The sequence below is a fragment of the Lapillicoccus sp. genome (assembly GCF_036559105.1).
Taxonomy (GTDB): Bacteria; Actinomycetota; Actinomycetes; order Actinomycetales; family Dermatophilaceae; genus Lapillicoccus.
Genome location: NZ_DATBTV010000109.1, coordinates 1 through 3,347, shown reverse-complemented (window position 1 = coordinate 3,347; position 3,347 = coordinate 1). Strand labels below are relative to the sequence as shown.

Sequence of the window (3,347 nt, the reverse complement as noted above, 5' to 3'; positions counted from 1 at the left end):
ACCAGGTTCGCCGGGTCGAGCGGGTTGGCCTCGTGGTTGGGGAAGGAGCCGTCGAGCTCGAAGTACATCGGGACGACGGTCAGCGGCAGGTCGGCCAGGACGACGGGCACCGTGTAGCCGCCCATGCCGTTGCCGGCGTCGACGACCACGGTGAGCGGCCGGATCGCGGCCAGGTCGACCAGCGACCGGAGATAGGCGGAGTACTCCCCTAGGACGTCGCGCTGGGTGACGGAGCCGGTCCGCCCGGCGGGCGCGTAGGAGTCGGCCTCGGCGAGCTCGCGGATGGCCGACAGCCCCGACTCCTGGCCGATCGGGGCCGCCCCGGCGCGGCACAGCTTGATGCCGTTGTACTGCGCCGGGTTGTGGCTCGCGGTGAACATCGCGCCGGGCAGGTCGAGGGCGCCACTGGCGTAGTAGAGGCCGTCGGTGGAGCACAGGCCGATCAGGGTCACGTCGATCCCGTGCGACGCCACGCCCTCGGCGAAGGCGCGGCTCAACGACGGCGAGCTCGGCCGCATGTCGTGCCCGACGACGACGCCGGAGGCGCCCTCGGGCCGGACGACGACCTGGGCGAACGCCGCTCCGATCGCTCGCGCGACCTGCTCGTCGAGCTGTTCGGGGACCAGCCCGCGCACGTCGTAGGCCTTGATGAAATCGGCCAGTCGGCGAGAACCGAGGGGTGCGGCCGTAGCCGGCGGCGGAGCGGAGGTCACGACCCAGGAGGTTATCGGAGGCGCGGTATGCCTCCGTGCCGCCCGGTCGCGACGGCGGTAGGCGTCAGGAGTCGCGCAGGACCCGAAGGTGCCCACGGCGCCCGACCTCGACCGCCCCCGTTGCGGCTTCACGCCGCAGTTGGTCGGGGGGTTCGGTCGTGGCCGCCGGCCGGGGCCGCCCGGCCTCGCGCACGGCGTTGGCCAGGGCGAGCAGGTCGTCCGTGGAGGGCGGCGGCGTCGCATACTCTCCGCCCAGCCTGACGACCTCCCACCCGCGCGGGGCGGTGAGCCGTTCGGCGTGCCGTGAGCAGAGGTCGTAGGTGTGCGGCTCGGCGTAGGTGGCAAGGGGGCCGAGCACCGCGGTGGAGTCGCGGTAGACGTAGGTGAGGGTCGCGACAGCCGGCCCGGAACACCCGGTCTTCGAGCACTGCCGCGACATCCCCACGTCCGGACTCTAAGGCGGCGACCGCTCACCACGAGGGCGGCGCGCCGTCGCACCGATGGCGGGGCGGCGTGCTGACTAGCATGGTGACGTGGTGTGGAGCGACCTCGAGGGGACCCGGTCGGTGCGGCGCCGGAGCCGGCGTCGCGACCGGCGCGGCCGCGGTCCGCGAGGTCCGCTGGCCTGGCCGGCGGTACCCGCCATGACGACCCGCTCGGAACGGTTCGACGACCTGGTCATCGAGGCGGCGACCCGGCTCGAGGAGACGTGGGGGAACCCGTTCCCGCCGGTCGAGTTCGGCGTCGAGGACGTCCCGCCGTCGGACCCGGCGCCCTGGGAGCACTCCGAGGTCCCGCTCGGTCGCCTGTTCGGCGCCGAGGGCCGCGAACCGGCGCGGATCGTCATCTACCGGCGCCCGGTGGAGACGCGCACCCAGGGTCAGCGTGAGCTTGCCCTGCTCATCTCCGACGTCGTCACGGAGCAGGTGGCCGCGCTCCTCGGAGTGACCCCGGAGCAGCTCGACCCCCACTACGCCGACGGCGATGACGACGACTGACGAGACGGAACCACAGAGTTCGTCGACGCTGCTTCGGCGCGCGCCGCTCATCGTCTTCCTCCTCTTTCTCGTTACGGTTGCAGTCGTCTTCGTGCGTCCGATCGGCGACCCCGACACGTGGTGGCATCTGCGATTGGGTGGCGACCTCGCTCGTACCTGGGCGCTGTCCGACCCGCCGCGCTGGACGCGATTCGCCACCCAACCTTGGGTCGCCACTCAATGGCTGCCCGAGATCGTGGCGGCGCGATGGACCGGGTGGTTGGGCCTGCCCGGCCTGGTCTGGCTCGTCTGCGCGACGGTTTTGGTGCTCGCTGTCACCCTCTACGTCGTCTGCCGACGGGAGGCGGGGCGACTTCCGGCCACGCTGGCGACCATCCTGGGCTTCGGCGGCATGGCGGCCACGCTGACGCCGAGACCGCAGTTGGTGTCGTTTGTGCTTCTCGTCGTCACCGTCGGAGCCTGGCTCCAGACCTCACGAACCCTGCGCACACCGTGGTGGCTCGTTCCGATGTCATGGGTGTGGGCCTGCTGCCACGGTCTGTGGTTCACCGGGCCCGCCGTTGGCCTTGTGGTCGTCGCCGGCCTCTTCCTGGACGGACGTGCCCGGGGCCGAAAGGCACTGACCCTCCTGGCGATACCGGTGCTCTCTGTACTTGTCGCAGCCATGACGCCGGTTGGGCCACGGCTGATCGTTGCCCCCTTCGCTGTCGGCGGGATCACCCAATACATCACCGAGTGGCAGACACCGTCGTTCCGTGAACTAGGCCCGGCCCTGACTGCCGCGATGATCACCGCCGTCATGGTCCTCGCGGCCAGGCGTCCGGGACGCGCGTCGTGGGTATCGATCGGACTGGTGGTCCTGGCCTCCGCTTGGACGCTGCTGTCAGTGCGAACGGTGACGCTGGGGGCCGCAATCGCGACCCCCTTGTTAGCCGGGGCGATAGATCAGGCGCTGCCCCAGCGGGCGCTCCCGTCGCGCGGGGTGCTGCGTGGCGAGAAGCTCACTCTCGCTGCAACGACGACAGCCTGCCTGGTGATCGTCGCGATCATTGCCGCCGCACTGCCCTCGCTTCGTGTTCCTGCGAATGTCCCTGCCACATTGAACACGGCGTTGGATGCGTTTCCTGCGCACACGGTGATCTGGAACGACTTCTCGCTGGGCGGATGGTTGGACTATGGCCACCCCAATGTCGAAGTGGTCGCGGACGGGCGCGCCGAGGCCTTCGGCGCCACCCAGCTCGAGAAGTACGGACTGGTGGCACGTACCGAGCCTGGTTGGGACGAGATCATTCACGCTGTCGGCGCACACGTAGCACTCGTCGCTGCCGACTCGCCGCTCGCGGCCGCGCTTCAGCAACGGCTGGGTTGGCGGCCTGTGGGTGAGGACAACGGGTATGTTCTGTTGACCGACGGCACGCTGGGCTAGGGGGACGCGGCCCGGACCTTGAAGGCGCGCGTCCGCCCGACGTGATGGCGACCTCCGGGTTCAGCCGGCGAGGCCGGCGGCCCAGTCGCCGCAGAAATGCCTGTCTCGCGTCCGTGCGCTCGTCGCTGGCTGGCCCGGGTTCGACGCCGAGGGTCTGGCCGGCCTGAATGACCGGTCCAGTCGGCGCTGTTCCTGCCCGCCCCGCACCCA

At 70.7% G+C, this 3,347-nt stretch carries 3 protein-coding genes and 1 pseudogene; 2 read left to right on the top strand and 2 right to left on the bottom strand.

Translation table 11 applies throughout. From position 1 onward, the window contains the following. A pseudogene (manB, locus tag VIG79_RS14225) lies at positions 1-713 on the bottom strand (phosphomannomutase/phosphoglucomutase); the annotation flags it as partial. 64 nt (positions 714-777) lie between these two features. Further along, entirely contained in the window at positions 778-1,152 is a 375-nt protein-coding gene (locus VIG79_RS14220) for a DUF3499 domain-containing protein (protein ID WP_414672639.1), read from the bottom strand. Between the two features lie 94 nt (positions 1,153-1,246). Between VIG79_RS14220 and VIG79_RS14215 the strand changes: the two genes are divergently transcribed. Both VIG79_RS14215 and VIG79_RS14210 read left to right on the top strand, forming a co-directional pair. Further along, positions 1,247-1,711 (top strand): metallopeptidase family protein, encoded by a 465-nt coding sequence (locus VIG79_RS14215; RefSeq protein ID WP_331886735.1) that lies wholly within the window; start codon positions 1,247-1,249, stop codon positions 1,709-1,711. After that, positions 1,698-3,137 (top strand): hypothetical protein, encoded by a 1,440-nt coding sequence (locus VIG79_RS14210; protein ID WP_331886733.1) that lies wholly within the window; start codon positions 1,698-1,700, stop codon positions 3,135-3,137. Before VIG79_RS14215 ends, VIG79_RS14210 begins: the two co-directional genes overlap by 14 nt. Positions 3,138-3,347 lie beyond the last annotated feature (210 nt).